The sequence below is a fragment of the Nocardia sp. NPDC060249 genome (assembly GCF_042728755.1).
Taxonomy (GTDB): domain Bacteria; phylum Actinomycetota; class Actinomycetes; order Mycobacteriales; family Mycobacteriaceae; genus Nocardia.
In genome coordinates this window covers 1111221-1133629 of record NZ_JBHXAQ010000002.1, presented here as the reverse complement: position 1 = coordinate 1133629, position 22409 = coordinate 1111221, and the positions used below count along the sequence as shown (strand labels likewise).

General features: G+C 66.4%; 17 protein-coding genes. 13 read left to right on the top strand and 4 right to left on the bottom strand.

The window, feature by feature from the left end; all coding sequences use genetic code 11:
• Window positions 1–5 precede the first annotated feature (5 nt).
• A complete protein-coding gene (locus ACFWFP_RS12860; RefSeq protein WP_379294910.1) occupies window positions 6–947 on the top strand; it encodes a zinc-binding alcohol dehydrogenase family protein in 942 nt (313 codons plus the stop codon).
• Window positions 948–974: 27 nt separating this feature from the next.
• Here ACFWFP_RS12860 and ACFWFP_RS12855 read toward each other — a convergent pair whose 3' ends face one another.
• Entirely contained in the window at window positions 975–2192 is a 1218-nt protein-coding gene (locus tag ACFWFP_RS12855; protein WP_379294909.1) for an FAD-dependent oxidoreductase, read from the bottom strand.
• 181 nt (window positions 2193–2373) lie between these two features.
• On the opposite strand from ACFWFP_RS12855, the gene ACFWFP_RS12850 reads away from it, so the two are divergent.
• Window positions 2374–3189, top strand: a complete 816-nt coding sequence (locus tag ACFWFP_RS12850; RefSeq protein WP_379295133.1) for a thioesterase II family protein — start codon at window positions 2374–2376, stop codon at window positions 3187–3189.
• Here ACFWFP_RS12850 and ACFWFP_RS12845 read toward each other — a convergent pair.
• Window positions 3155–5815 carry a LuxR C-terminal-related transcriptional regulator gene (locus ACFWFP_RS12845; RefSeq protein WP_379294908.1) on the bottom strand — a complete coding sequence of 887 codons (2661 nt, stop codon included), beginning with the start codon at window positions 5813–5815 and terminating at the stop codon, window positions 3155–3157. The two genes, ACFWFP_RS12850 and ACFWFP_RS12845, sit on opposite strands and share 35 nt — an antisense overlap.
• A 665-nt stretch (window positions 5816–6480) precedes the next feature.
• Here ACFWFP_RS12845 and ACFWFP_RS12840 point away from each other — a divergent pair.
• Complete coding sequence (locus ACFWFP_RS12840; protein WP_379294907.1) at window positions 6481–7830, top strand: MFS transporter; 1350 nt, start codon at window positions 6481–6483, stop codon at window positions 7828–7830.
• 227 nt (window positions 7831–8057) lie between these two features.
• Here ACFWFP_RS12840 and ACFWFP_RS12835 read toward each other — a convergent pair whose 3' ends face one another.
• The gene (locus tag ACFWFP_RS12835) at window positions 8058–9134 is read right to left on the bottom strand and encodes a LacI family DNA-binding transcriptional regulator (protein WP_379294906.1); all 1077 of its coding nucleotides are present in this window, start codon (window positions 9132–9134) and stop codon (window positions 8058–8060) included.
• A 156-nt stretch (window positions 9135–9290) separates the two neighbouring features.
• On the opposite strand from ACFWFP_RS12835, the gene ACFWFP_RS12830 reads away from it, so the two are divergent.
• The 5 genes from ACFWFP_RS12830 to ACFWFP_RS12810 all read left to right on the top strand — a co-directional run bounded on the left by ACFWFP_RS12830 (window position 9291) and on the right by ACFWFP_RS12810 (window position 14518).
• The gene (locus ACFWFP_RS12830) at window positions 9291–10586 is read left to right on the top strand and encodes an aryl-sulfate sulfotransferase (RefSeq protein WP_379294905.1); all 1296 of its coding nucleotides are present in this window, start codon (window positions 9291–9293) and stop codon (window positions 10584–10586) included.
• Between the two features lie 37 nt (window positions 10587–10623).
• Entirely contained in the window at window positions 10624–11481 is an 858-nt protein-coding gene (locus ACFWFP_RS12825; RefSeq protein WP_379294904.1) for an ABC transporter permease, read from the top strand.
• A gap of 1 nt (window position 11482) precedes the next feature.
• Window positions 11483–12241 (top strand): ABC transporter ATP-binding protein, encoded by a 759-nt coding sequence (locus ACFWFP_RS12820; protein WP_379294903.1) that lies wholly within the window; start codon window positions 11483–11485, stop codon window positions 12239–12241.
• Window positions 12242–12267: 26 nt separating this feature from the next.
• Window positions 12268–13230: an ABC transporter substrate-binding protein gene (locus tag ACFWFP_RS12815; protein ID WP_379294902.1), complete on the top strand. Its 963-nt coding sequence runs from the start codon at window positions 12268–12270 to the stop codon at window positions 13228–13230.
• A 136-nt stretch (window positions 13231–13366) separates the two neighbouring features.
• A complete protein-coding gene (locus tag ACFWFP_RS12810) occupies window positions 13367–14518 on the top strand; it encodes a phosphoribosylaminoimidazolecarboxamide formyltransferase (protein WP_379294901.1) in 1152 nt (383 codons plus the stop codon).
• Between the two features lie 201 nt (window positions 14519–14719).
• On the opposite strand, the gene ACFWFP_RS12805 is transcribed toward ACFWFP_RS12810, so the two are convergent.
• The gene (locus ACFWFP_RS12805; protein ID WP_379294900.1) at window positions 14720–15490 is read right to left on the bottom strand and encodes an SDR family NAD(P)-dependent oxidoreductase; all 771 of its coding nucleotides are present in this window, start codon (window positions 15488–15490) and stop codon (window positions 14720–14722) included.
• 343 nt (window positions 15491–15833) lie between these two features.
• Between ACFWFP_RS12805 and ACFWFP_RS12800 the strand changes: the two genes are divergently transcribed.
• Genes ACFWFP_RS12800 through ACFWFP_RS12780 form a run of 5 tightly spaced genes read left to right on the top strand, consistent with a single transcriptional unit; the run spans window position 15834 to window position 22398 of the window.
• A complete protein-coding gene (locus tag ACFWFP_RS12800) occupies window positions 15834–17429 on the top strand; it encodes an ABC transporter substrate-binding protein (protein WP_379294899.1) in 1596 nt (531 codons plus the stop codon).
• Window positions 17430–17443: 14 nt separating this feature from the next.
• Window positions 17444–18376, top strand: a complete 933-nt coding sequence (locus ACFWFP_RS12795) for an ABC transporter permease (RefSeq protein WP_379294898.1) — start codon at window positions 17444–17446, stop codon at window positions 18374–18376.
• Window positions 18376–19284, top strand: a complete 909-nt coding sequence (locus ACFWFP_RS12790) for an ABC transporter permease (protein ID WP_379294897.1) — start codon at window positions 18376–18378, stop codon at window positions 19282–19284. Before ACFWFP_RS12795 ends, ACFWFP_RS12790 begins: the two co-directional genes overlap by 1 nt.
• A complete protein-coding gene (locus ACFWFP_RS12785; protein ID WP_379294896.1) occupies window positions 19271–20929 on the top strand; it encodes a dipeptide ABC transporter ATP-binding protein in 1659 nt (552 codons plus the stop codon). Before ACFWFP_RS12790 ends, ACFWFP_RS12785 begins: the two co-directional genes overlap by 14 nt.
• Before the next feature lie 20 nt (window positions 20930–20949).
• Window positions 20950–22398 (top strand): NtaA/DmoA family FMN-dependent monooxygenase, encoded by a 1449-nt coding sequence (locus ACFWFP_RS12780; protein ID WP_379294895.1) that lies wholly within the window; start codon window positions 20950–20952, stop codon window positions 22396–22398.
• Window positions 22399–22409 lie beyond the last annotated feature (11 nt).

Below are 22409 nucleotides of genomic sequence, written 5' to 3'. Positions count from 1 at the left end.
ACCTCATGAAAGCTGCGGTACTGCATCGGTACGGCGCGCCGGAATTCGGGAATTTCGTCGTTCCAGACCCAGGCGCCTACTCCGACGGCGTGCTGGTCGAGGTCCGCGCGGCCACGATCAACTCGATCGACAGGGTCACGGCCGCGGGCAAGCACTATCTGAGTCCCAAGACGTTCCCGGTCGTCACCGGTATCGAAGGGGCCGGCGTGACCGCGGATGGTCGGCGCGTCTACTTCGGCAGGCCGGTGAGCCCGTTCGGATCGATGGCCGAAACCACCGTCGTCCCCGCCGGATTCGCCATGCCCATCCCGGACAGCGTGGACTTCCCCGTCGCCGCCACCCTCGGCAACAGCGGGATGGCGGCGCTGATGCCGCTCACCGATACGGCACAACTGAAGCCCGGTGACAACGTCGTACTGCTCGGTGGCAGCGGTGTCGTCGGCAGACTGGCGATCCAAGCCGCCCGATTGCTCGGTGCGGGCACGATCACCGTGGTCGGCCGGGATGAGGCCGCGTTGGAGGCCACCGTGGCACTCGGCGCTTCCGCGACGGTATCGACCGAGGGTCTGTCCGCGGACCGACTCACCGCGGCCATCCGCGAGGCGTCGGGCGGTGTGGACGTCATCGTGGACTACACCTGGGGCGAACCGGCACTGGCCGCCCTCGCGGCGGGTAATCCCGGTGTTCATCTCGTGCAGGTGGGTGATCGTGCGGGAGCGAAGGTCGCATTGCCCGCGCAGCTGCTGCGATCGCTCGGCGCCTCGGTCACCGGATTCATGCCGGTGCACCACGGACCCGAAGCGATGATGCGCGCCTATCGGCAGTTGCTCGAATGGGCCGACCGTGCGGATCTGACCGTCGACTATGAACTCGTCCCCTTGGCCGACGTGGCCGCCGCTTGGGAGCGGTCGGCCATCGTGCGGCACAAGCTGGTGCTGGTTCCGTAAGCCGCCCGGCTCACCCGGTGCAATTGTTCACCGGGTGAGCGCGGGAGGTCTCGCCTCGTCTTTCAGATAGTCGCTGAGCATCCTCAACGTATGGGTCTGGATCCAAGTGACGGGAAAGCGGGTGTGCCGCAGGAACTTCGGCGGCGCGATACCTTTGGCCATGACGGCGGCGTAGCGGTCGAGATGGCGAAGTCGCCGACGGCAGATGTCCTCGTATCCGGCCAGAGCCGACGCCACCGTGGCGGGATCGCCTGTGACGGTGTCCGGCCCGAACTGTCCACACAGCACCCACACGTCTTCGAGCACCTGGTTTACGCCCTGGGCGAGCGCAGGCGGAATCGCGTGCACGGCATCGCCGAGCATCGTCACCCTGCCACGACTCCACGGTTGCGGCGGCTGCAGCCGGATATGCGGAAAGAGACCGATCTCGGAATTCTCGATCGCCGCGAGGACACTCGGAATCGGTTCGGCCCAATGCCCGAACCGCGACCGCAGGTTGTTCACGATCGCGGCGGGGTCGGTGCTGTCCAACGGCGCCGCGGAGGAGTCACCGACCGCGCCGGGCGGCACCAGTTCGCCGTCCTTCCACGGGGTCTCGAAGACCCACTGGAGGCGACCCCCACCCGCGGGCAGCAACACACTGAAACCTTCCGGCCCATAGATGGTCATTCCGGTGGTGCCCGAGGCCAGTTCGAGGTCGATCGGATCAAGCCCGTGCCAGGTCGCGAAACCGGTCCAGTTGCGTGTCTCGTCACCGGTCAGTTGCCTGCGGATCGCCGAACGATTGCCGTCGGCGCCGATCAGCAGGTCCGCCTCGATGCGGCTCCCGTCCTCGAAAAGGGCAACCGGGCGATCGGTCGAGCCCTCCTCGAAGCCTGTGCAGCTCATGCCCAGTCGCAGTACCCCGGCAGGCAGCCGCTCAGCGAGCCTGCGCACGATGTCGCCGCGTGGAATGACCAGATTCGGTTGCTCGTAATGCTTCTCGATCCGATGCATATCGACCTGCCACAGCCCGACACCGTCGCTGAACGCGGTATCGACGGCCGTGAGGGGGCTACCCAGATCGTGCATCGGCACGTCGAGGTAGTCGAGGACGCCGGTGCCGTTGGACCACAGGATCAACCCTGTGCCTCCGGTGCGCAGCGTCGCGCCGCGTTCGTACACCGCGACCTCGTGCCCGGCGGCGAGCAGACCGTGCGCGGCGGCAAGTCCCCCGACTCCGGCTCCGATGATGACAATATTCATGGCTGGGACTCCACTTCGGCGATCGATGCGAGGTGGGCGGGCCGAAGCGCCGCACCCGGCTCCAATCTCGCACGGCCCCGACACCATCGGTACGGCTGTAGGGGGTGCCGCCTCGATGGATAGTGGGTCATAGGGGTGCCCTCGCGCAGTCGGCGCGCGGAGAGTGGAACGAGTGAACGCCATGCCACAGCACCCGTCGGAGCACAGAGGAACCACCCAGAACTGGTTGCGTCGATTGTCCACTGGCCCTACTCACCGGACAGCGCTGCTGTGCCTGCCTTTCGCCGGTGGCGCAGCGCCATGGTTCGCGCCGCTGGCCACTCGGCTGGCCTCGCTCGGCTGCGTGGCAAACGTGGTCGCGGTCCAATATCCCGGTCGGCAGGACCGCTATCGCGAGCGACCGATCGACGACCTGCACATCTTGGCGAGTGAGCTACATCGGCACTGGACTACCTCCGCGTACGCGGGCACGGAGGTCGTGGTGTTCGGGCACAGTATGGGCGCCGCGCTCGGCTTCGAATTCGTTCGGCGACTGACAGATTCGTCGCCCGGTGCTGTGCGAGGGTTGATCGTGTCGGGACGTCGCGCCCCGACATGTGTACGTCCCGAACGCGCGAGCGACCTGTCCGACACGGAGTTCGTCGACTTCGTTGTCGGGCTCGGTGGCAGCGACGCCCGGCTGGCCACCGACCCCGACTTGAGGGAACTGGTATTGCCGGCGCTCCGTTCCGACTACCTCGCCATCGAGGACTACCGCACCGACCCGGCCGCGCGCGTCGCGGTTCCGGTCGCGGTGTACGCCGGCCGCGCCGACACCGAAACCACCCCCGCGGAACTGTCGGCGTGGCGGCATCACACCGACCTCCCGATCCGCACTCGCTTGTTCGACGGCGGCCACTTCTTCGTTGCCGAACAGGCGGTGGCAGTCACCGAGGCCATTGCCTCCGACATCACCACGATGACTACGCGCAGACTGCCCGAAGTACCCGGATGGTGAGTTCATTGCGCTTGCTGATCCCGAGCTTGCGGTAAACGCGAGTCAGGTGCTGTTCGACCGTGCTGACTGTGATGAACAGGCTTCTGGCGATCTCGCGGTTGGTCAGACCCTTCGCGGCCAACTCGGCGACGTTCGACTCGGACTCCGACAACGGCGACCGCTGCACCGACCTGGCGACGCCACCCGCCAACGCTGAGCGAGCAGGCCCGGTGCGGAGGGCATCGAGCAGCGACCCGTTGCCGACGACCGGCACCGCCGCCAATCCCTCAGCCGGAGTGTCGAGCAGCATCGAGTGCAGGAATTCGTCTGGTGGAGCGACACATTCACGCATCGCCTTCTGTGCCCGTCGGGAGAGCTGACGGGCATAACCGTGCTCGCCGAGCGTGCGTACGCATTGCGCGAGTTCGTCGAGGACGACCGCGTGGCCGTATCGGTCGCCGCAGTGGTCGAACATGTCCTGTGCGTCGGCCAGCAGGCGTTTGCGTCGCTCCGGCGGGGATATGGCCGCGACAGCGCGCAAGGCGATCGCGCGCGACCTGCTCGGCGCACCGCCGACCCGCAGTATCTGCTCCTGGGCCAGCTTTCGTGCCGCGGCGGGATCACCCAGTCGCACCTGCGCCAGCGCACCGTATGCGCGCCACGCGACCAGGCCCGGGATGTCGAGCCCGTTGGTACACATGAACTCTCCGCATTGTTCGAACTCGGCCAGCGCCGCGGCCGGCAAGCCGGATGCCAGGAAGTACTCACCGCGCGCGGCCATATAATGCAGACCGAATCGGGTCAGGAACGTTTCCGGTATCACGGAAACGGTCAGGTATTCGGCTGCCTTGTCCAGATCTCCAGCCAGGGCGTGCGCCTCGATCAGCGTGCCGAGGACCATCCCTGCGCCGACACCCCAGCCTCCGCGCGGCAGTGTGTCGAGCGCCGCTGTGGCGTTCTCGATCGCGCCGGGCAGATCACCCAGGCGCAACTGGACCATCCCGCGCAAGGCGAGCGCGTGTGCGAACCAGGTCGGCGAAACGCGCACGACGGGCTGGGCGAGCAGTGTGCGGCTCCAGTAGTCGGCGCGGTGCAGATCGTCGCAGTAGAACAGTGTCAGCACCGAATACAGTGCCGGCTCGATCGAATCGGCGCGCGAATCCCCGAAGGTGAGCCGCTGGATGATCTTCTCGGCGGTGTCGATGGCGTGTGCGGCATCGGTGTGTCCGGTCACGGCCGAATGCATCAGCTTGGTTGCTTGCAATTTGGCCGAAGACGGGAGCGGTAGGTTCGCGTGTGTGTACGCGATGGTGCGCACCGCAGACGGCATCCGTGCGAGCAGGCTGGGGTAGGTGGCTCCCACCCAGGCACGCAGGCCGTCGAAATCGTTGTGGGTGAGGGAATGCGCACCGGAATCTGAACGCAGCAAGGGCATCTGGGCGGTGAACTCGTCAAAGTTACCCTGCCACAACAGGTATAGCAGGGAAGCGGTGCCGATCGTCGCACCGCTGCCGAGTGCGTCGGAGCGGTGGACGTGCAGCAACTGCTTGATGTGGTCAGGTCCGGCCAGCCACGCAAGCCGCGACCAGCGAGTGTGCAGGATGGACCGGAAGTGTTTGTCGGAGCTGTTGTCGATGGCCAGGCGCAGGAAATCGATGGCGGAAGGATAGTCGCCGAGCTCCTGAAGGGCGTCGGCAGCGGCAACGAACGTCGCGACTGCCCAGGGTTCATTGACCGGATTCGCCGCCCGCAGGTGGGTCGCCGTGGTGACCGGGTCCTCACCGGACTCGTACATCAGAGCGGCGACTCGGTAGTGCATTACCGCAGTGTCGGCCGCGCCGGCCAGTGCCAGGACAGCTTCCGCGGCACCATCGCACCGAAAGCCCCCTGGGCCGTTCTCGCTGTCCGGCCGCAGGATCCCCGACAGCGCCGACACCATCGTGTCGACTCGTGTGTCCGTGTCGTCGAGAAGTCTTCCGGCATAAGACATCGCACGGTCCCAGCCGAACGTCGCGATGACGGCCGCGAGGTTCACGGCACGGGGATCGAGCTTGCGCAGATAGATCTGGACCGCACTGAAATACTGTGCCCCGGGTGTGGTCGTGGCCACGATGTTGTCGGGCCCGATCGAGTCTTCGACGAGAGCACGCATGAGCCGCATGTTGCCGCCGGACAGGCGCAGCAGTTCAGCGCGTGACCGGTCGCTCTGGGCATGCTGTGTCAGGATGTCGAGGTATTCCTCGGCCTCCGGGTCAGTGAGTGTGCCGATCCGGATGGTGGTGCTGCGTGGGTGCGCGAGTAGGTCCATCAATGCGTCCGGATACCGCGCCGGCGCACCTTCGGTTGTCACCAGGACCACGAGCAGCGGAGCAGCGGTCAGCAGCATGCGCCGCAGGACATCGAGCGACCATTCATCGGTGTCATCGGCGTTGTCGATGAGTAGCAGCGCCGGGCCTGCCTCCAACAGCTTCATGTAAGGCCGTAGCGTGACGACCGTGCCAGGTGGCGACAGTCGGGCACTGTCCGCCTCGCTGCCGATCGACCCGAGCAATTCCTCGATGACCCGAGACGAGTCGGCGCTGCGTCTGCTCGGACTGGCCACTGCGGTGAGAAATCCGGCATCGGTCGCGCGCTGGGTAAGTGTCAAGGACAACAATGATTTGCCTGTTCCGGTGGCCCCGGAAATTCGTGCGATGGCGGCTCCTGTTTCCGAAACGGAGTGGAGCAGCGCGGTGAGTTTGGCAAGTTGCGCACTGAAAAGTTCTTTGCTCAATTTTCCCCCCGGAGGTAGAGCCAGGTCGATGGTTCTGAGGTGAAGTGGTAAGCGGCGCGCCGGTGCGTGGTGCGCGATGGCACCTGCCACGACATTAGGGCATTTCGGACACGGCCGCGACCCGGTCATTCTGTGGGCTGGGTAGCTCATTGGTAGCGATGGGTTCAATCGTGCGGCAATTGTGCTGCACTCCCATGGGAATCCGCGGATGGCAGGTGCCATGTGTCGGCCGTTCGAAGCCGCGGTCTCCGGCTGGGCAGACCACGTGTGGGCGGGCGACGGTTGACAACTGATCAGACCGCGAGCAGACTGAAACCATCGCACTGAACATGGATTCACTGAGAATCTGTTCATCTAGCCGACTCGCGCGAGGGGGCCGAGTGCGTTCGACGGGGGCGGTCGGTGCGGATCGTCACTCTTGGGCACCAGACTCGAGAAACATGCCTTGAAATGGGGGTTTGTCGAATAATTCGGGTTGTCGGGCACCGGTCGGTATCCGGAAAAGCGGTAAGCAGGCGTGGAAGGAACGTGTGGTAACTGTGGAACCCGGTGATGGATCGGAGTCGTCCAAGGGCGGCGGGGGCGTGCTGATCGACCGCAGGCCGTTGGCCTATCCGGCGTTCCGGCGTCTGTGGCTCAGCGGTGTCGTGTCGATCTCTGGCGCGCAGCTGACAGTGATCGCGGTGCCCCTGCAGGTGTACGCGATTACGGGATCGTCGGCCTACGTGGGCCTTGTCGGCGTATTTACGCTGGCACCCCTGATTATCTTCGGATTATGGGGTGGAGCGTTGGCCGATGTAGTCGACCGGCGCAAACTGCTGTTGGGCAGTTCTTACGGAATGGTTCTCGCCACCAGTCTGCTGTTTACTCAGGCGTTTCTGGATCTGAACAATATCTGGTTGCTTTATGCAATTCTTGTGCTACAGCAGGGATGCATTGCGATCAACCAGTCGACCCGCAATGCGATCTTCCCGCGTATCCTGCCCGCGCAGCACATCGCGGCCGCCAATACACTCGAGATGACGGCCATTCAGATCGGCGGAATCTTCGGAAGCGTGCTTGCCGGGGTGATCATCGCCTTCGGCGGGTCGGCGATGGCGTACCTCTTGGATTCGGCCGCGATGCTGGTCGCGGTGTGGGCCGCTTACCGTCTGCCCGCGTTGCCACCCAGCGGTAACGTGACCCGGTCCGGCGTGCGAGAGATCTGGTTCGGGCTGGTATACGTCTCGTCGCATCGCCTGATCATGGCGATGTTCGTGATCGACCTGGTGGCGATGGTCGCTGGTCTGCCGCGTGCGCTGTTCCCGGAGATGACCGAGAAGAGTTTCGCCGCGGGTGCGGCCGACGGTGAGTTGATCGTCGGCGTGTTGTTCGCGGCGATGGCGATCGGATCGGTGCTCGGTGGCGTCTTCTCCGGGTGGGTACCGAGGGTGCGCCGACACGGTGTCGCGGTGGTCGTCGGTGTCGTCATCTGGGGTCTGGGCATCGCCGGATTCGGTCTGAGCGCTTTGCTCGGCAGCGGCGGGCTCATTCTCGCGATCTTCTTCTTGGCGATCGCCGGAGTCGGCGATCTGATCTCGGTGATCTTCCGCTCCACCATGATTCAGCAGATCGCCACCGACGACGTTCGTGGCCGACTCCAGGGGTTGTTCACTGTCGCGGTCGCGGGTGGTCAACGTCTCGGCGATTTTTCTCACGGCATCACCGCCGCGTTGGTGGGCACCACGATCGCGGTGTCGGGTGGCGGCACCGTGGTTGTCTTCGCGGCGATCTTGATCATGATCATTCTCCCGATTACCTACCGGTACCGGTTCGATCCCACTCGCCCCACTGACGTCAGTGACGAATCGGTCGCCGAACCTGAGCGAGTCACGGCCAAGGAGCCGTAAGGCCGACGCGAGAACAGGGAGCGATCAGCCTCGCCGCGCCGATGAACTTGATCAGATCTTCCGAGAAGGGCTCGGCCGAGCCCATCTTGGAGTCGGCGAGTATCTGTTCTTTGGATTTGACGAGTTTCATCGAACCGGCCAAGGCGGGGACCACGACATGCCGGTCCCCGGCAGTGGGTGCCTGCGATTGCTGGTCCGATGTGCCGCAGGCCGTGGCACCGAGGTGCTCATAGTCTGGGGATCATGCGTAGTGGGTCGGGTGCGCTGGGATCGGTGCCGGGTCGGCACCCGCAGGACTCGCCCCGATCGAGGGTGACGGGCATCGGGGTGCGTTCCACGGAGTCATCTGTGGTCGCGCGATCGAGAACGTCGGCGATCGCGTGTCGGGCGATGATCTCGATGGGTTGTTGCGACGAGGTGAGGGTGATCTGTCCGAAGTTCTGATTCGTACCGGCGTCGAATCCGACGATGCGGATGTCGCCGGGTACCCGTAGGCCCGCATCGGTGACCGCGCGCATGGTTGCGGCAGCCTGTCCGTTCGTGCCGACCACCAGGCCGTGCGGGGGAGCGGCGCCTGAATTGAGACGGGCGCTGACTGCCCGGTAGGCGCCCTGGGGGGTCAGGTCTGTGTGGATCAGGGTGCTCGAGCCGGTGATCGAGACGAAGCCTTCGTGGCGCAACGCGACGGTTTCCCGGTCACCGTATTCGACGTCGTCGGCGGTGAATCCGCCGACGAAGGCGATGTCACGGCAGTGGTGGACCTCGACGAGGTGTGCGGCGGCCAGCCTGCCTGCCGCGACGTGGTCGGCGCAGACCAGTGGTGCCGGGGTGTCGACTGGTCCTCGTCGGCTGTGTACCCATGCGACGGGCACGCGGGCGCGGCGGCAGGACTTGCTGATTTCGGGGGTGTTGACCGCGCCGACCACGATCAGTCCGTCGATGCCGACGTCGGTGAATGCTGCGGTGAACTCGAGTTCGCGCTCGGGGTCGTAGCCGGTGTTGCCGATCATGGTCAGGTGATCACGGGCGCGCGCCTCGATCTCGAGTCGACCGGCCAGCGCGGCATACAGCGGCAGTGTGAGATCGGGAACCAGCAGGCCGAGTTGACGCCACTTGCGCGGTCGTCGCAGCGCTCTGGCGTTGCGGTCGGGACGATAGTGCAGCTCGTCGGCGGCGGCGAGAACCTTGGCGCGCAAGGCGTCCGACACCGGCCGCGGCCCGTCGTTGAGGACGTAGCTCACTGCGGCGGTCGAGACGCCGGCCAGCGTCGCGACGTCGGCGAGGGTGGGCCGTTTGGTGGTCACATTCGCTCCAGTATCGCAGTCCCCGCCTGAGGCCGTTCGGGTTTTGTTCATGCGGATTCCTACCCTATCCGGCGGCCTGATCCTGATTACGCTAATCGATTAGACACGTTACAAGCGTGACCTAGCGCCGCAACATACGACAGGTGAAGTAGAGACATGTCCTACGCACGACTCAGCGGAGTCACCCATCACGAACCCGACAACGCCTACGACAGCTACATCCTGTTCACCGGGGCAGACTCGATCACCCGCCTGATCGACCTCGCGGGCACCGTCGTTCGGGAGTGGCCGTTCGCGGGGGTCCCGCCCCGGATCATCGACCCCGCGCTCAACGGTGGCCGCATCGGTGACATCGGAGTCCAGCTCAGCGAGAGCGGCGACGGCCGTGGCGGTATCTACGCCAACGGGACTGTCGGCCAGATCGATTGGGCCGGAGACACCGTGTGGGAATGGGGGCGCCAGGCGCCCGGCCGCGCCGCACGTCAGAACCATGACTGGGAACTGCTGCCCAACGGAAATCGGCTGTTGCTGGTCACCGTGCCCCGAGTGGTGCCCGATCTCGGCACAGCGATCGTCGGTGATCAAGGACTGTTCGAAGTCGACCCCGGCGGCGCGATCGTGTGGCAGTGGCTTGCCGGTGACCACCTGCACGAGTTCGGCTTCACCGAACTCGGGTGGCAGGCCCTGCGTGCCACCGCGGCCCGTGACCCCGAAGACCCGTGGGGCTACCTGGAAATGAACAGCGCTAAATCGCTGGGCCCCAACACCTGGCACACCCAGGACCCCGACACGGTCTTCCAGCCCGACAACATCATCGTCAGCTTCCGCAAAGCCAATATCGTCGCCCTGATCGACAAGGCATCCGGCGCGATCGCCTGGAAGCTCGGCCCGTATTTCGACGCCATCCCGGGCGCCCAGCATCAGCGCATCAATGTCCACAAAGTGCCACGTCCGGTCGACCAGATCTCGGGCCAGCACAATCCGCACATGATCGCGCCCGGCCTGCCGGGGGCGGGCAACGTCCTGGTCTTCGACAATCAGGGTGGCGCCGGCTATCCGCCTGCGCCGCTGGGTATCTACGCGGGGTCGCGGGTACTCGAGATCGATCCGACCACCAAACAGATCGTTTGGCAGTACACCGCCGAGGACTCCGAGCGGCCGTCGTGGACGTTCTTCAGTTCCTTCGTCAGCAACGCGCAGCGCCTGCCCAACGGCAACACCCTCATCACCGAGGGAATGCGGGGCCGATTGTTCCAGGTCACCCCCGACGGAGCGGTGGTGTGGGAGTACCACAGCCCCTACGAGGGCTATGGCGTCGCCGGTGAGCCCGAGGTTCGCGCACCGCGCGTGCCCGGCGTCGACCGGCTCACCGTGACCCCATTGGTATACCGGGCCCAGTCGGTTCCCTTCGAATGGGTTCCTGACCCCACCTCGGCATCGGCACACCGCTGACCGGTCCGCGCCCGAGAACGGAAGGAAGGACGACGAGGTGACAACCAGCGTGGGAACCAAGACAGCACCTGAACCACCGGCAACCTCGAAACGCAACGCGCTGCGCCCACACCTCACCGGCACGTCGGCGTGGATCGCCCGCGCGAAGGCACTGGCGTGGACCGTCGCCGGGCTCGGCCTGGCCGCCCTGGTGTGGTCGCTGGTCGCGGCGAGCGGGCAGTTCCCCGACGAGCTGTTTCCGGCCCTGCCCGAGATCGGGCGAGCCGGGTACAGCATGGGGGTCGAGGGCCTGTTGGCCGCCGACATTCTCGCCAGCTTGCGCCGTGCCGCAACGGGATTCGTGATCGGTGCGCTGGCGGGCATCGCCGCCGCGGTGGTGACCGCGAACACCGCGACCGGACGCAAACTGCTGCAACCGGTCTTGCGGCTACTCTCTCCCATCCCCACGATCGGCCTGGTCCCCTTGGCGATCCTGTGGTTCGGGCTCGGCGAGGACAGCAAGGCGCTGGTTATCGCGCTCGGCGTTTTCGTGCCGGTCTGGATCAACAGCCACACCGGCTTGTCGGGTACCCCGCAGGACTACCTGCAAGCCGCGCGCTGCCTGGGCGCCGGGCGGCGACAGACGCTGCTCGGGATCGTGCTGCCCGAAGCGGCACCCGACATCGTTTCCGGACTGCGGGTCGGTGCCGCGATGTCGTTCGTCCTCATCGTCGTCGCCGAAATGACCGGAACGACTGAGGGAATCGGCTACCGCATCTACCAGTCGCAGATGTTCTCCCAAGCCGACCGGGTGATCGCGTGCCTGATCGTTCTCGGCATCATCGGCGCCGTCTGCGACCTGGCGATCGCCTCGCTGACCGCGCCGCTGACGACCTGGTCGCACAAGGAGCACTGAGATGGCGATACACACCCACGACCTGGTCGTTCACTACCCCGGACAGCCTGCCCCGACGCTCAACGGGATCAGCATGTCGATCCCCGACGGCTCGTTCACCGTGCTGGTCGGCGCTTCCGGCAGCGGCAAGTCGACCCTGCTGCACTGCCTCGCCGGTCTCATCACACCCACCATCGGGACGGTGACCGACAACGACACCCCGGTGCTGGCACCGGATCCGCGCCGCGGCATGGCCTTTCAGCGGGACGTGCTGTTTCCGTGGATGTCGGTGGCCGACAACATCGAGTTCACCCTGCGGGCTCGAGGCATTCGAGCCAGGGCACGACCGGCGCGCGTCGTTGAACTTCTCGAGGTCGTCGAGCTGCCAGAGAGTGTCGGCGCACGACGTCCCAGCGAACTGTCCGGGGGCATGCGGCAGCGTGTGAGCATCGCGCGCATGCTCGCCGGCGAGCCCACGGTGATGCTGATGGACGAACCCTTCGCGGCACTGGACGCGCTGACCCGCCTGAAAATGCAGGACCTGCTCATCGACCTGTGGACCAGATACCACCGCACCGTCGTGTTCGTCACCCACGACATCGACGAAGCGATCCGGCTGTCCGACACCGTCAGCGTTCTGCGCGACGGCCACATCGTCGACCACATCGCCAATCCCTTGACCCGGCCGCGTCCTTCGGACGCACTGGCCGAACAGCCCGGCTACAGCCACATCCGCAAGCTCCTGCACCACGAGCTCGGCATCGACCACGCCCGCGCCTGACCCACCTTTTCGAGCTAGGACCCACTGTGAAGAATTCTCTCCGACGCACCGTTGCCGCGGCCTTGGCCGCTCTCGCCCTCTCGGGCGTTACCGCCTGCGGCGACGCAGGCAGCACCGATCCCGCCACGCTCACCGTCGGATTCGTCGTCGACCCGTCCTGGGCCCAGATACCCGTCGCCGATCGGCTGGGGTTGTTCGGCAAGCGCAATGTCAAGGTAAAAGTCATCAACTTTTCCTCCGGGGTCGAAGCATTGCAGGCGGTCGCCGCCGGACAGGTCGACATCGCTACCGCCGCCGACGTGCCCACCTCCGCCGTACTCACCCGGTCGCCGTCGCTGCGCATCGTCGGTGACGGCTCACGCTGGCAGGGCTCGCGCATCGTCGCCCGACGCAGCGCCGGGATCAACGACGTGGCGGACCTGGCGGGCAAATCCATCGGCACACCACTGGGTACCAGTGCGGCCTACTTCGCCGCGAATACCCTGGCGAACAACAACATCGAGGCGAACCTGGTCCAGGTGGCACCCTCGGCGATGGTCACCGCTGCCACCCAGCGCGATGTCGATGCGGTGTCGATCTTCCAGCCCTATCAGGCACAGGTCATTTCCGCGCTCGGCGCCGACGCGGTTGAACTGTCCGGCGGCGGCTACAACCAGCACAGCCTCTACCTGGCCACCCACGACGCCCTCACCCGTAAGGCCGACGCCGTAACCTCGTTCTTCGCGGCGCTGTCCGACGCGAGCGAGCAGCTGAAGACCCTCACCGATCCCGCTGTCGAGGCGCTCTCGGCGGCCACACAGCTGCGTCCCGACCTGCTGCGTACTGTGCTTCCGCAATTCGACTTCACGCTGCAATTGCCGCCTGCGCTGCCGGGCAAGTTCGACGAGCTGGGGCGATGGGCCGAGGGCCAAGGCAAGATCAAGGCCGGTACCCCGCTGCCGGACTATGCGACGCTGATCGACACCCGCTTCCTGCCGGTGAGCAAATGACCGACGCTCGAAACCCCGCCCTCTCTCGGCTAGCCGCCTGCCGAACGCGAACTCCGATCGGAGATCTGGCCGACCAGGTCGAGGGCACGCGTAGCGCCATCGTAGGGTTGATCCGCGCAGCCAAGGAGTCGTGAACATGGACCTCCGGTACGGCCTCAACCCTCAGCAGCGAATTGCCGAGTCCGCGCCGGTGGTGCCGGACCGTTGGCCCGTGCGATTGGTGAACGGCGAGCCGTCCTTCATCAACCTGCTCGACGCGCTGAACGCCTGGCAACTCGTCCGTGAGGCAGGCTCGGCCCTCGATGCGCCGGCGGCCGCGTCGTTCAAGCACGTCTCGCCAGCCGGTGCGGCCGTGGCCGGGCCGCTCGACGAGGTCATCACCGAGCTCTACGGGGTCGACGCGACGGCCGGGGACCTCACCAGCGCCTATGTGCGTGCCCGTGACGCGGATCCGAAGTCGTCCTACGGGGATTTCGCCGCCGTCTCGCACCCGGTCGACGAGGAGCTGGCCGATGTGTTGTCGCGGGTCATCTGCGACGGGATCATCGCTCCCGGTTTCGAACCGGGCACGGTCGAGAAACTGAGCAGGAAGAAGAAGGGTCGCTTCGTGGTGATCGAAGCCGACGACTCCGTGGCACTGCCGCAGCGGGAGGCCCGCGAAGTGTTCGGAGTGCGGCTGACCCAGGAACGCGACATGGTGCCCATCTCGCGGGAGCTGCTCGCCTCGGCCCACCTGGAACTGCCGGAGGCCGCGGTGCGCGACCTGCTGCTCGGCTTGGTGGTGCTGCGCTACACCCAGTCCAATTCGGTGGCCTACCTGCACGACGGTATGGCGCTCGGCATCGGCGCGGGCCAGCAGTCGCGGGTCGACTGCACCCGGCTGGCAGGCACCAAGGCCGACACCTGGTGGTTGCGCCGCCATCCGGTGGTCCGCGCACTCGACTTCGCCCCCGGACTCACCCGCCAGGACCGCATCAACTGGCAGGTTCGCTTCATCGAAGGCGACCTGACCCCCGACGAGACCGAACGCCTCACCGCCGGATTATCCACGCCCGCAACCGAACTCACCGCCGCCCAGCGCTCCGAGTGGCTGCGCGAACGCACCGGCCTCTCGTTCGTCTCCGACGGCGCCCTACCCTTCCGCGACAACGTCGACCACGCCGCCCGCCACGGCGTATCCTTCATCGCCGAGCCCGGGGGATCCATACGTTCCACAGATGTCGAGCAAGCCTGCCGCGAACACGGCATAGCCCTCGTACACACCGGTCTCCGGCTCTTCCACCACTGAGATCAGCACCGCTGTGCGAGCTGTTGTCTTCTCCGGGAACCGCCACGGCGGAACCTCCTGAGCACGTCGAGTTGGGCACACCTACTGATCGCGCGGCGGCGATCCGGCGCCCGAGCCGGTGAGGACGGGTATCCGCGCGCAGCGAATTCGGCGCAGCGCCAGCACACCGCGGCGGCGGCAGGCCGTGGGGAACAGTCTGGTTCAGAACGACTGGCCGGGCAGCGGCAAGATGCCCAGGTTGGCGTCGAGCCCACCGTCGACAACGAGGGTGGTGCCGGTGATGTATCCCGCGGCGGGCGAGGCGAGAAACCAGATCGCCTCCGCCTGTTCTCGGGGCTCCGCGAGCCGTCCGAGCGGAATCCGGCGTTCGATCGAAGCGAGCAGCACCGGGTCCTGGAGCACCCCGGCGGTGATACCGGTGCGGGTGAGTCCGGGGGCGATGGCATTGATCCGAACCCCTTGTGCGGCATAGTCGATCGCGACCGCGCGGACCAGATTGATCACCGCGCCTTTGGACGCGTTGTAGGCCCAGTTCCCCGCATCGCCCCGCAAACCGGCCACCGACGCGGTCACCACCACCGAGCCCCCGAACCGGCGCAATGCCGGAATCGCCGCGCGCAGCCCGCGAATCGGACCGAGCACGTTCACGTCGAGGATGCGGTCGGCCGCGCGCACCGCATCGGCCGACTCCAGCGGCGGAGTGCCGCCGGCCCCGGCATTGAGGACCATGGTGTCGAGTCGGCCGAAGCGGTTCAGCGCGGTGTCGACGGCCGCCTGATTCACCGCGTCCTCGGTCACATCACCGGACAGGGTCACGATGCTGTCGCCGAACCCGGCCAGACCGTGCTCGGAGATGTCCACCGCGACTACGCCGTGCCCGCGTTCGGCGAACAACTCGACAGTGGCGCGGCCGATACCGGATGCGGCGCCGGTCACGACCGCGACGCGGCGGGCAGGGGAGAGCTCGGTCATCTGATGCCTTTCACAGCGAAGGGGATTCCACCTTCACCCGACAACGAATGCCCGGCGATAGCCAATGGCATTAGAACACCTCTGACGCAAACCATTTCGCCCGCTGACCGGTGCGCCTACGTTCTGAGAGCGATCGCTTTCCGGTGACTCGCGCACCAGAACCATCTGTCTGCGCCGAGCCCGAAGGGGATCCAGTCGACCCGGTCTCTCCGGGCTGTTGCGTGCTTCGCCTCTGGCCAGAACGTACGGCCGAGTGCGGCACCGAGTCGATGTGGCGCGAGGGCGCCACTGTCACCTGTCGAGGAGGTCACTCGTCGGGTTCTGCGTGCGGAAGGAGTCGGAGTTGTCTGTCGGGCGGAAGAGGGGAGGGTGGCGGGTAGCCGTCGCGGTGGCACTCGTGTCGCTGGTGGCGACCGCGTGCAGCGGGGGGTCATCGGGCGGGGACGGATCGGGTGAGCCGCAAGCCGGTGGCACCCTCAATATCGGGTTGTCCAGCGACAACAACGGTGTCGACGCGGCAGTGGTCAATCAGACCTGGCGCACGGTGGCGCGCGCACTGTCGGACTCGCTGGTGTTCTACAACCCCGACACCAAGGAACTCGAGCCGTGGCTGGCCACCAAGTGGGAGGTCACCGACGCCCGCGTCTACCGCTTCCAGCTGCGCCAGGACGTGACGTTCCACGACGGCACCAAACTGACCGGTGAGGTGGTGAAACAGAACCTCGAGAGCCTGAACCGCCCCGGTATCCACTCCAGTGCCAAGACCATCGTCGAGGGTATCCGCACGATCACGGTCCCCTCCGAGCACGAGGTGGTCGTCGAGTTCGAGAAGCCCAATGCGGCCTTCCTGACCAGCCTTTCGCGCGCGCACGCCGGCATCGTCTCGGCGAAGACCGCCGCGCTGCCGGTGGCCGACCGGCAGAAATCGGTCGACGGTTCCGGACCGTTCTACCTCGACAAGTTCGTGCCCAACCAGCAGATCGTGTTGAAGAAGCGCCCCGAATACAACTGGGCCCCGGCCTATTTCAAGCGGACTGGCGCCGCCCACCTGGACGAGGTGGTCTACAAGGTCATTCCCGAGGATTCGGTGCGCAACGGCGCGGTGATCGGCGGTGACGAACTGCAGTTCATCTACTGGGTCAACGGCAAGTACGTCGACCAGCTGAAGGCGGCCGGGCTGACCATCTCCAAGACGCTGAACCCCGCCACGGGCACCGAACTGCCGGTGAACACCTCCTCGAAGTTCCTCAAGGACGTGCGCGTCCGCCAGGCGCTGCAGGTGGGTCTGAACCGCGATGAGTTCGTCAAGATCGTCTCCAACGGCTACGACCAGGTGGCCAAAGGCCCACTGAGCGAGGCCAACCCGTACTTCTCCGATGTGAGCCTCTTCCTGAAGTACGACCAGCCCAAGGCGATCGGGCTGCTGGAAGAAGCGGGCTGGAAGACGATCGGCGCCGACGGCATCCGCGTCAATGCGGCGGGTGAACGGCTCTCGCTGCGGGCGCCGCAGGACACCGCCGCCTGGCAGGTGCTGCAGAGTCAGTGGCGCAAGATCGGCGTCGACCTGGTGCTCGATCCGCCGCTGGCCGCCGAGGCGAACAAGAAGCTGCTTTCCGGTGAGTACGACATAGCCTACTGGTACCACTCGACCCCGGACCCGGACGTGCTGCGCGCGAACTACGGCAAGACCACCGGCTCGAACCGGTCCTTCCTGCCCGACGGTACCGAGGTCGACAAGCTGCTCCAGGAACAGAACACCGTGCTGGACAAGGACGCCCGGCAGAAGATCGTCGATCGCGCCGCCGAGCTGCTGGTCTCCGAGGCGTATGTGATCCCGGTGGTCAACGATGTGGACGTGTGGGCCTACCAGCCCAGCGTGCACGGCCTGCAGGCCGTCGGACTCGACCAGTACCTGTACAACACCTGGCTCGAGCGGTAGGGACACCGATGGTCATGGTGAGGTACGCCCTGCGGCGGCTGCTCTACGCCGTCGTCGTGGTCTGGGGCGCGTTCACAGGAGCGTTCTTCCTGCTGTACATCGTGCCGGGCGACGCCGCGGGCGGCCTCACCATGGGTGCCAGCGGCGGCGACATCGAGAAGATGCTCGCCGAGCAACGCGAACTGCTCGGGCTGAATCGGCCGCTGTACGTGCAATACTTCGACGCGCTCACCAGCGCGCTGCGCGGCGACTTCGGCGAGAGCATCTACCAGCGCCGCCCGGCCACCGAGGTCTTCTTCGAATCCTTCGGCAAGACACTGGAACTGGCACTGCTCGGCCTGGTACTGGCAGTGATCCTCGGCGTCACCTTCTCCGTGGTGATCGAGCTGATCGACTGGAAATGGGCGCGCGAACTGCTGATCTCGCTGCCACCGGTGGCAGTGTCGCTGCCCCCGTTCATCGTGGCGCTGGTCGCCGTGCAGATCTTCGCCTTCCAACTGCACTGGATCAAGGCGTTCGGCGACAAGACAACCCTCGGCCTGTTGATCGCGGCACTGTCGATCGCCATCGCCGGCGGCGGGCAGATCTCCCAGCTGCTCACCGTCAACCTGCGTGCGGCTCTGACGTCTCCGTATATCGAAACCGCGCGCAACTGGGGCCTGAGCCGATTCGATCTGGTGGTGCGGCACGCGCTTCGGGCTTCGGCGCTGCCCGTGGTGACCGCGCTGGGCACCACGGTCGGCGTGATGGTCGGCGGCACCGTGCTCACCGAGACGGTGTTCTCCCGGCTCGGTGTCGGGCGGCTCATCGTGGACGCGGTGGACGGCCGGGATATGCCGATCGTGCTGATCGCGGTCACCGCGAGCGCGCTGATCTTCGTCACCGTCAATCTCGTCGTCGACCTGATCTATCCGGTCATCGACAAGCGAATCCGATTGGACGCCTGATGAGTGTTGCCGAAGCCCTGCCCGGTCTGGTCGCGAAACCCGGCATCGCCGCGCGCGGATGGCGTGGCTGGTCCGCCGCGGCCGGGCGCTGGGTGCGCCACATCGCGGGCTCACCGAGTCTGCTGCTGGCCTACGTGTGGGTCGTGCTGATGCTGGTCGCGGCGGTCGCACCCCGGGTGTTCACCTCGCGCGATCCGCTGGCGCAGGACGCGGACGCCCTGCTGCTGGCACCGAGTGCGAATCACCTGTTCGGCACCGACGATCTGGGGCGCGACCAGTTCACCCGGCTGATCCACGGCACCTCGCTGTCGGTGCAGGCCGCGGTCATCGCCGTGCTCATCGGTTTGGTCAGCGGCGCGCTGATCGGGCTCGTCGCCGGCGCGGTGGGCGGCCGGATCGACAGCGTGCTCATGCGCGTCATGGACGTCATGCTGGCGGTGCCGAGCCTGATCGTGTCGCTGGCCATCATCTCCGCACTGGGACACGGCGTGGTCAATATCGCGATCGCGATCGGCATCAACAGCACGGCCGGATTCGCCCGGCTCATGCGCTCGGAAGTGCTCAAGGTATCGGGCTCGAAATACGTTGAAGCCTCGGTGTTCGCCGGACACGGGTACGCCTACCGGCTGTTTCGTCACGTCGTGCCGAACTCGTCGCGCTCGGTTCTGGCCGCCGCGACCATGGAGATCGGCTCGGCGATTCTCACCGTCGCCGCGCTGAGTTTCCTCGGCCTCGGCGCACCACCGCCCACCCCCGAGTGGGGGCTGCTGGTCGCGGAGGGGCGCACCTTCATCGCCACCCAGTGGTGGCTGAGTCTGCTGCCCGGACTTGTCATCACCATCTCGGTCGTCGCTGTCTATCGGATCGGCCGATCCTTGAACCGGGGGAGAACCAGTGTCGTCGCCTGAGCCGTCCGTCACCGATGCTCTGCTGACCCTCGAGGACATCGTCGTCGACTTCGATGTGCCGGGCAGGACACCGGCCCGCGTGGTCGACGGGGTGAACCTGAGTCTGCGCGCGGGTCGGGTGCTGGCGCTGGTCGGCGAATCCGGTTCCGGCAAGTCCAGTCTCGCACGCACGGTGACCGGAACGCTGGCCGAGAACGGCCGGGTCGCGGGTGGGCGTGTGCTGTTCGGCGGGAGGCAGCTCAACGGCCTGCCCGAGAAGCAGTACCGTGCCATTCGCGGCCGCGAGATCGGTTACATCCCGCAAGATGCGCTGCTCGGACTGAATCCGCTGTTGCCGGTGGGCGTGCAGGCCGGCGAGCCGTTGCGCGCGCACGGCCTGGCGACCAAGGCCGAACGCCGGGAGAAGGTCCTGGATCTATTCGGCAAGGTAGGACTTCGCAACCCGGACAAGGTCTTTCACGCCTACCCGCACGAACTGTCCGGTGGCATGTGCCAGCGGGTGCTCATCGCCGCGGCCATGTCCACCGGCCCTGGTCTACTCGTGGCCGACGAACCGACCACCGCGCTCGACGTGACCGTGCAGCAGCGCATTCTCGATCTGTTGAGTCAGCTCGTCGCCGACGAAGGTCTGTCGATTCTGCTCATCACCCACGACCTGGGCGTCGCCGCCGAGCGGGCCGATGAGATCGCGGTGCTCGAGGACGGTCGCCTGGTGCGGTCGGGGCGGGCAGCGGAGGTCATCGCCGATCCGGGAGACGCGTATACGACCGCGCTGCTGCGGTCCTCATCGCTCGGGTTCGACGGTGCGGCCGCGGCGGCACGACGTCAGGAACGACTCGGCGACACTGTGAGTAAAGCGCCGATCGTTGTGCGGGCCGAGCACGTGCGCAAAACCTTTGTCGCACACCGGGGTAAGGAGCCGGTCACTGCCGTCGCCGATGCCTCTTTCGAGGTCCGACGCGGCACCACCCTCGGCGTCGTCGGCGAATCCGGTTCCGGCAAAACCACTTTGGTGCGGCTGCTGGCCGGACTCAGCGCCCCCGATTCCGGCACCATCGAGGTCGCGGGCGAGCCGGTCGTCCACCATCGGCGCGGGGCCGGACAGGCCGCGCTCTACCGCAAGGTTCAGATGGTCTACCAGGACCCGTTCGCCTCGCTGAACCCGCGCGCCACCGTCGGCGCCATCATCGAGGAACCGTTGCGCGGTCACAAGATCGGTGACCGCGAGCAGCGTCGTCACCGGGTCGCCGAACTGCTCGCGCGCACCGGCCTGCCCGCCGATGTCGCCGACCGCTACACCGCCGAACTCTCCGGCGGCCAGCGTCAGCGGGTCGCCATCGCCCGCGCGCTGGCGCCGGACCCGGAACTGGTGATCCTCGACGAGCCGGTCTCCGCGCTCGATGTCACCGTACAGCGTCAGATCCTGGACCTGCTGGTCGCGCTGCAACGCGACCTCTCGCTGACCTACGTGTTCATCTCCCACGATCTCGGCGTGATCGCCGAGATGGCCGACGAGATTCTCGTGCTGCACCACGGCGACATCGTCGAACGGGGCAGCGCGGTCGAGGTCATCACCGCGCCACGGACGGACTACGTCAAGGAACTGCTCGCCTCCGTTCCCGGTGCGGCGACCGTCTCCGTCTGATCGATCGAAAGGAAATCCCCGTGGGCACCCCCGCGAAACGTCAACTCCACCTGGGCTATATGTACTGGCTCAACGGCACCCACTGGGGTGGCTGGCGCCTGCCCGAGGCGCCCACCGCCAACGCCTTCGAACTCGACTACGCCGCCAAGGCCGCCAGGATCGTCGAGGACGCCAAGTTCGACTTCTTCTTCCTCGGCGACACACTGCCCGGCGACATCTACCAGGAACACTGGGGCACCACCCACAACGCGGGCCGCCTCGAACCCTTCACGCTCGCTTCACAATTGGCGCTGACCACCTCCAAACTCGGACTCGTCGTCACCGCGCACCCCACCTACTACGAGCCCTACATTCTGGCCCGGCTCACCGCCTCGCTGGATCACCTCAGTAAGGGGCGCCTGTCGTGGAATGTGGTGCTCGGCGCCTCGGATCTGGCGGCGCAGAACTTCAGCCTGCCCGACCTGGGTGGTGAGCGCCGCTACGCGCGCGCCGACGAGTTCATCCGGGTGATCCGGCAGCTGTGGGACAGCATCGAGGACGGCGCCTACCTCCAGGACAAGGGCACCGGGCACTACCTGGACCCGACCAAGGTGCACCGGCTCGAGCACAAGGGCGAGTTCTTCCAGGTCGCGGGCACGCTGCCGATGGCCCGGCCGCCGCAGGGGCAGATCCCGCTGCTGTATGCGGGCGCCTCGGAACTGTCGCGCGAATTGACCGCGCGCCATTGCGAACTCAACTTCACCGGGCCCGCCGACATCGAGGATTCGATCGAGTTCAACACCGATATTCGCGCTCGGGCCCGGCGCATCCACGGCCACGACGTTCCGATCTTCTTCCTGCCCGGCATTTCCCCGGTCATCGGCGATACCCGCGCCGACGCGGTCGACATCTACGAACGCCTCAATGCCGGTCTGCCGCTGGACGAGGACCCGGTCGACGGTGACAAGGACGAACAGTTCTGGACCAGCGAGGCGTGGACGGCCATCCAGCAGTCGCGTTTCCCGCTCCCGCGTGGGGTGCGCAGCCTGCGTTCGCTCTCGGAGCGGATCGGTGTGGACCTGCGCGCGGGCGGCCTCGACGCGCTCCTCACCACCGACACCGCCGCGCAGTTCAACGACTACGGCCGGAAACTGCTCGAGGTCGTCGCGGCTCGCACCGACCGCACTGTCGAGAAGGGCGCGGTTCGCGCGGGTGATCTGCTGCGCAATGCCATCGGAGGCGGCTTCCCCCAGGTGATCGGCACCGCCCAGGACGTGGCCGACCGGCTCATCGAGTGGTTCGACCGGGGCGCGGCCGAGGGCTTCAACATCAACTCGCCTTACCTGTGGGATCAGCTCGAGCGGTTTACCGGCGAGGTCGTGCCGATCCTGCAGGACAAGGGCGTCTTCCGTACCGAGTACACCACCGACACCTTCCGTGGCCACTTCGGGCTGCCGGTGCCGCCCAATCGATTCGCCACCAATTCCTAGCTCCTCCAAGG